This window comes from Sphingomonas arabinosi, from assembly GCF_036663715.1.
GTDB lineage: Bacteria > Pseudomonadota > Alphaproteobacteria > Sphingomonadales > Sphingomonadaceae > Sphingomonas.
Window position 1 is genome coordinate 1 of sequence record NZ_JAXOJN010000041.1, and the last position, 6,179, is coordinate 6,179.

The window sequence follows — 6,179 nt, forward strand, 5'->3', positions numbered from 1 at the left end:
CATCCATGGCCTCTGGGACGCCATCGGCCGCATCGTGGACCTCTACTCACCCCAGGAATGCTCGAACTATTTTGCAGCCGCTGGTTACGATGCAGACTGATCAGAAACCGCTCTAATCGCTGGCGCCAGCCTGCCCACCTCGAACGCATCGAACAGGTGATCCAGCTCGAGAACACGGCGTGTTCGTGTTGCGGCGGGGCGCTGCATGTCATCGGCGAAGATGTCGCCGAGCGGCTCGACATGGTCCCTGCGACGTTCCGGGTGCTGGTCACCCGCCGCCCGCGCTACGGGTCCCGGAACTGCGAGGCGGCCCCCGTCCAGGCACCGGCCCCGCCGCGTACCGTCGAAGGCGGCCTTCCGACCGAAGCGCTCATCGCACATGTGCTGGTGTCCAAGTATGCTGACCATCTGCCGCTTTACCGTCAGGCGCAGATCTACGCACGGCAGGGCATAAACCTCGATCGTTCGACGCTGGCCGACTGGGTGGGGCGTGCCGCCTGGTGGCTTACACCCTTGCGCGATCACCTGCTCGCCGAGCTCAAGCGCAGCACGAAGCTGTTCGCTGACGAGACGACTGCCCCCGGGCTCGATCCCGGACGAGAGCGGACCAAGGCCGGGCAGCTCCGGGCAGACGCCCGTGACGACAGACCGTGGGGCGGGTGCGATCCGCCCGCCGTTGCCTATGTCTATGCGCCTGACCGCAAAGGCGAGCGTCCGCGCGAGCATCTCGCTGGCGTTACCGGCGTGCTGCAGGTCGACGGCTATGCCGGCTACAACGCGCTTGTTCGATCGAACCAGGTACATCTCGCCTATTGCTGGTCGCACGTGCGACGCGGCTTCTTCGAACTTGCCGCGTCAGGCCCGGTCGCCGCCGAGGCCCTGGTTCGCATCGCGCGGCTTTATGCGGTCGAGCAGGATATCCGCGGCCTGGATCGTGACGCCAGACGGGCAACGCGCCTGAAGCTGAACGCGCCTATCGTCGCCGACCTGCGCACGTTCCTCGACGAAGCTGCACGACGTGGTCGGCCTCTACGTCTCGCCGCCGGCGCACGCGATCGTGCTGTCGGTGGACGAGAAGAGCCAGATCCAGGCGCTCGATCGCACCCAGCCGGGGCTGCCGCTCAAGCGCGGCCGGGTGCGACCATGACGCACGACTACAAGCGCAACGGCACGACGACGCTGTTCGCGGCGCTGAACGTGCTCGACGGCTCGGTGATCGGGCGCAACATGCAGCGTCATCGGCACCAGGAGTTCATCCGTTTCCTGAACGCCGTCGAGGCCGAGCTCCCGTCCGACAGGGCCGTCCACGTCATCCTCGACAACTACGCCACCCACAAACAGCCGAAGGCCCGCGCCTGGCTTGCCCGGCATCCGCGCTGGACCTTCCACTTCGTGCCGACGTCGTGTTCGTGGTTGAACGCCGTCGAGGGCTTCTTCGCCAAGCTGACCCGCCGGCGCCTGAAGAGCGGTATCTTCTGCTCCGTCGTCGACCTCTAGGCCGCCATCAACCGCTTCATCAAGGAGCATAATCGGGAGCCGAGACCGTTCGCCTGGAAGGCCGATCCCGACCAGATTATCGCCGCTGTCAGGCATGGGCACCACACGTTGGAATCAATCCACTAGGTCGAGCCGGAAGAGCAAGCTCGCCGACGCGATCCGGTACGCCCTGACCCGCTGGACCGGGTTGACCCGGTTCCTCGATGACGGTCGCATCGAGATCCAATATCGCCGAGCGTTCGATCCGGCGGCTGGTGCTCAATTGCTAGAATGCGCTCTTTGCCGGTTCCGATGATGGTGCCGCCAACTGGGCCGTCATCGCCTCGCTGATCGAGACCTGCAAACTGAACAGCATCAACCGTCAAGCGTGGCTCGCCGACACGCTATGCCGGCTCGCCGGCGGTCACCCGGCCAACAAGATCGACACGCTTATGCCGTGGAAGCGAGCCCCCGGCGTGGTGCGAGAACGCCGCTTACGGATGAGCGAACGCAGCGCCTCCTGACCATTCCTGGCATCGGCGCGCTGAACGCGACGGCGCTGGTAGCTGCAGTTGGCGACCCTCGAGTTTTCGGACGGGGGACGGATCTTGCCGCCTGGCTTAGGCTCGTGCCGCGTCAAGCGATGACCGGGGGTAAACAGCGGTTGCTCGGCATCGCCAAGCGCGGAGGCCGCTATCTGCGAAAAAACCTGATCCACGGTGCCCGAGCATTACTGCCGACTATGGGCAAGAGCGCCCACGACTTGGCGCCTAGCTGCGCGGCTTTCTTTCACGTTTCCATCACGACACCGCCGTGGAGGCACTGGCAGCCAAGGTGGTGAGTATCGTCTGGGCGCTGCTGCGTCGGGGCGCCCAACAGCGCTGCCGCCAGAGATACCGTTCAGAACCGCTCGGTTCTCGGTCGGACGCCGTCCGCGACCACGCATCGATGGTTCGATCGCCAACAGACCCTTCAAGACCCGCCACTCCGCCTCGCTCAGATCGCCCCAGCTCACTCATGCCTTCAAAGGGAAGCCCTGAATCAACCGTTCGATCCAGCGTCAACTAATCCGTCCACGCTCCCTAGCCAGTCATCGCCGTTGCTCTAAACGAGAGTGCAAACGTTTCAGGGCAGCGAGGCCTAAGGCTTGGATGCGTCGTTTTTTTTACGGAAGATCAGGCTGCGACGTGCTATTGCTCGTCGCGGTCGGCAGCGAACGCAGATGCAAGGCTTTGTCCAATGCACTCTAAAAATTAAGAAGCGGATATAAGAATTGACAAAACTTGCGATGGTCAATCCGAGTGTGTTTTCGCCAGATAGCGACATATCTTTTAGCGACTTGATAAATCATCCCGCACATCTGATACGGCGCAGTTACCAGATTTTTCTACACTGTTTCGATGAGGCAATGAGTGGCTTAGACCTTTCGCCTATAAGCTGGATAACGATCGCTGCGACTCACAGTTTTCCGGGGCAATCTGTAACAGAGATCGCTCGTCGCGCAGGAGTTGATAAAGCAAGTTGTGGTAGGACCGCCACGGCACTCGCGAAACGCGACTTGATTTGCATCGCCAAAAGCGAGTCCGACGGACGTCTGAAAGTTCTGACGCTGACGACAACAGGTGAAAGACTGTATAAGGAAGCAAGTGGGAGGGTTGATAGGCTCAAGTCGTTGTTATTAGACGACCTAAACCCAAATGAGCATAACCAGTTTATTTCTACTCTTCAAACCTTCGTAAAGGCATCGGGCAAGCGTACACGTCCTTCAATTCCGACAATGTATTAACGGGATTGATCTTATAGCTGATACTTTAGATCCACTCGCCATTGCAAATTTGATAAAATGATGACTCAAGCTATATTTACTGTCATGCATCCGATACCCTCGACGCACGCAGTTAATCGGTTTCCCGCCTTAACCTCTCCAACACCCTCAGGCGTCCCGGTAAATATTACGTCTCCGGGCTCAAGACAATAAAAGCGACTTGCCATTTCGATGAGTTCGGGAACGCTTAGAACGAGATCGCGAGTATTTGCCTTCTGTTTGGTCACCCCATCAACCTTAAGTTCAAAGTCGAGATTGGAAGGATCTGAAAGCTCGTCCGAAGTCACAAACCATGGACCTAAAACAGAATAGCTATCAATCGACTTACGCATACTTCTTTCCTCGGCACCCCGGACCGTCATATCAAGCCCAATCGAGTACCCAGCTACATACTCAAGTGCTCGTTTGGCCGGAACCCGATCAGCGCGTTTACCAATAACAACCGCGAGTTCAATCTCGTGATCAGTTCGCCGCTCTGGAAAGCGTAGTCTCACTGGCTCAGAAGGCCCAATAAGACTGCTGGTGGCTTTTAGAAATAAACCCGTCTCATGTATCATACGGATTTGTGCCGAGTTGTTATGATGCAACTCTACTTGCTCGCGGGCTTCTTCTAAGTGTTTAACGTAATTAACAGGAGCCGCGACAAGTTTACCTGGATTGGCGACGGGCGCGTCGAAATCAACGCTAGAGACAGGTTTTCGCTCGCCATACTGAGCAGCTTCATCGAAACTAGTTTTGAGTTGATCCAGATTTGCGATCATTAGGTCGTATCTCGGCAGTGGATACCTCGACTCGGGAAGGATACCTAGTGCGGACGTAACATCTACGACCTCATCACCCAAAATTATACCCACTTTGTATTTTTCGAAACGGCAGATCTGCATAACATCTTCCTAACGATTCAAAAGCCTATTGTAGCTCCGTCATCCTGCTTGCGGCAGAACGTGGTTGCTGCTGTTAAACCAGCTTGACCGGAAACTGCTCCAAACCTCGAAATCGCGTGTTGCGATGAAACTTTGCATCGCCGTTACGCGTAAGGTTTGGCAGTTTTTTTAGCACGGCAGCGACTGCGATAGGTGCTTCCAAACGGGCGAGTGGCCGGCCTAGACATACATGGATGCCAGCCCCAAAAGCTACGTGGTTATTTGGTCGACGTCCTAGAACTAGCTTGTCAGGGTGCTCAAAGACGCGTTCATCCCTATTGGCGGAAGCTTGGGAAAGTATGACTTCGGTGCCTGCTGGGATGGTGCCGTTGCCGCTGGTCAACTCGATATTCTGAGTTGTCCGGCGCCCCTGAAGTTGAAGAGGGGTTATAAAGCGGGTCAACTCTTCAAAGGCAGTTTGCAAAGGCACTTCGCCTTCTCTTAATTGACGCATACTGGCTGGATCATTCATTAGGAAATGGATTGATTGCGAGATCAAATTTGTGGTCGTCTCATGCCCACCATTTAAGGTCACGATGCACATGTGCAAAATCTCGTCATCACTAACCTCGACGCCTTCGCGCTGGGATGATGCCATTGCACAAAGTATACTTTCCTCTCGATCGATTGCTAGACGTGACTTTACTTCGTCAAGATGGACCCGGAGATAGTCCTTAAACTCGGCAACAGCCTTATGGCCTTGTTCGATAGCGTCAGAAGAAACCTGCGGATTTAGTGGGAAAAGCACCTTTCGACCCACTGATTGTATGTAGTCGGCATCGTTCAATGGGACTCCAATAACGCGACAGATCAGCGTTACTGGAATGCGGAATGCGAAATCATGGACAAAATCAAATGAGCCCATCTTTCTGACCTTGTCTATCTCGTGTTCGACTACCTGCTCTGTGAAGCCGGTAAGTCCTTTTATCGAGGCCTGCGAGAAGAAGGGATTTACGATATTACGTAGGCGCTCATGGTCCGGATCATCGCGGAACAGCATCGTTGACGTGTGGTGCTCAAGAAGAGGGCCTTCTCCAAAGCGTTCTTTAAAATAATCGCCTTTAAACACAAGACCGGTAAGGTCGCGCCAAATCTGACGCACATCTTCATAACGACTGAGCAGAACGGTACCGTCCGCTTGCTTGTGCACTGGGTCATGATCCCGCAAAAGCTTAAAGTATTTGCTTGGATCATCAAAATATTCGTCTGGCGGTGCCAAAAGATTGAATTTGCGGGCCTCATCTGCGCACAACGTGTCTATTCCCGCACCAACGACCATCCGAGCCTCCTAAGCCCATTGTTTGGGCCCATCTTCTAGATAGTCGTAAGCAAGCTGTCAATTTTGGAGTTGTCTGAGTCCCACTGTCTCTTGGAAATCTCGCTACCGGTGATGGGGCAGCCGGAGAGAGCCGGTAATCCAAAGAGGCACCGCTCTTCGAAGCGCCTAATCCAGGGCACCCAACGTTCGGAAGGTCCGAGTAGGCGATGTCCAACGGCGTCCGCGGCGCGTGCACAACGATCTATTCGAAGCAGCCGACCCAAAGCGTAGGGCCAAACCGACTCGTATCCTGTTAGGGACCGAAAATCGGAGCCGGTCCAAGAATTGCGCGGATCGCGCGCTGGCCGGGCGCGTCATTTTGTATCAGCCGTCCCGCATTGAGCAAGAACGGGAAAGCCGCGGTCGTCGCCGGCCTTTTGACTGATCCGCGTTTGGGAGCGCCTCCGCCTAGTCGGATCGTTCGCTTCCTAAAGTGGCCGCGCGCATTGCTGAGTAGGGGTTAACGGCCTTTTCGCCGCCCTCGCCCCGTTCTTGCAGACCCTAACCAAGTTTATGGCGAATTAGAGCGGTTTCTGATCAGTCTGCATCGTAACCAGCGGCTGCAAAATAGTTCGAGCATTCCTGGGGTGAGTAGAGGTCCACGATGCGGCCGATGGCGTCCCAGAGGCCATGGATG

General features: G+C 56.4%; 3 protein-coding genes and 6 pseudogenes. 6 read left to right on the forward strand and 3 right to left on the reverse strand.

Annotation, left to right across the window (positions count from 1 at the left end; genetic code table 11):
* The 6 genes and pseudogenes from U1708_RS20815 to U1708_RS20820 all read left to right on the forward strand — a co-directional run.
* A pseudogene (locus U1708_RS20815) lies at positions 1–100 on the forward strand (IS630 family transposase); the annotation flags it as partial.
* Positions 94–1,008: pseudogene (gene tnpC, locus U1708_RS20375) on the forward strand (IS66 family transposase); the annotation flags it as partial. The pseudogenes U1708_RS20815 and tnpC, both read left to right, overlap by 7 nt.
* A pseudogene (locus tag U1708_RS20380) lies at positions 1,007–1,623 on the forward strand (IS630 family transposase); the annotation flags it as partial. The pseudogenes tnpC and U1708_RS20380, both read left to right, overlap by 2 nt.
* A gap of 4 nt (positions 1,624–1,627) precedes the next feature.
* Positions 1,628–2,000: pseudogene (locus U1708_RS20385) on the forward strand (transposase domain-containing protein); the annotation flags it as partial.
* A pseudogene (locus tag U1708_RS20390) lies at positions 1,997–2,213 on the forward strand (transposase); the annotation flags it as partial. The pseudogenes U1708_RS20385 and U1708_RS20390, both read left to right, overlap by 4 nt.
* A gap of 671 nt (positions 2,214–2,884) precedes the next feature.
* Positions 2,885–3,262 (forward strand): MarR family winged helix-turn-helix transcriptional regulator, encoded by a 378-nt coding sequence (locus tag U1708_RS20820; protein ID WP_443030101.1) that lies wholly within the window; start codon positions 2,885–2,887, stop codon positions 3,260–3,262.
* Between the two features lie 65 nt (positions 3,263–3,327).
* Here the strand turns inward: U1708_RS20820 and U1708_RS20395 are convergent, their stop codons facing one another.
* From U1708_RS20395 to U1708_RS20825, 3 genes and pseudogenes are all read right to left on the reverse strand, one after another.
* Entirely contained in the window at positions 3,328–4,185 is an 858-nt protein-coding gene (locus tag U1708_RS20395) for a fumarylacetoacetate hydrolase family protein (protein WP_332748116.1), read from the reverse strand.
* Between the two features lie 73 nt (positions 4,186–4,258).
* Positions 4,259–5,503 carry a cytochrome P450 gene (locus tag U1708_RS20400; RefSeq protein ID WP_332748118.1) on the reverse strand — a complete coding sequence of 415 codons (1,245 nt, stop codon included), beginning with the start codon at positions 5,501–5,503 and terminating at the stop codon, positions 4,259–4,261.
* Positions 5,504–6,079: 576 nt separating this feature from the next.
* A pseudogene (locus U1708_RS20825) lies at positions 6,080–6,179 on the reverse strand (IS630 family transposase); the annotation flags it as partial.

Coding starts and splice junctions, on each gene's coding strand:
- U1708_RS20395 (WP_332748116.1), bottom strand. CDS start 4,185: ATGCAGATCTGCCGTTTCGAAAAATACAAAGTGGGTATAATTTTGGGT.
- U1708_RS20820 (WP_443030101.1), top strand. CDS start 2,885: ATGAGTGGCTTAGACCTTTCGCCTATAAGCTGGATAACGATCGCTGCG.
- U1708_RS20400 (WP_332748118.1), bottom strand. CDS start 5,503: ATGGTCGTTGGTGCGGGAATAGACACGTTGTGCGCAGATGAGGCCCGC.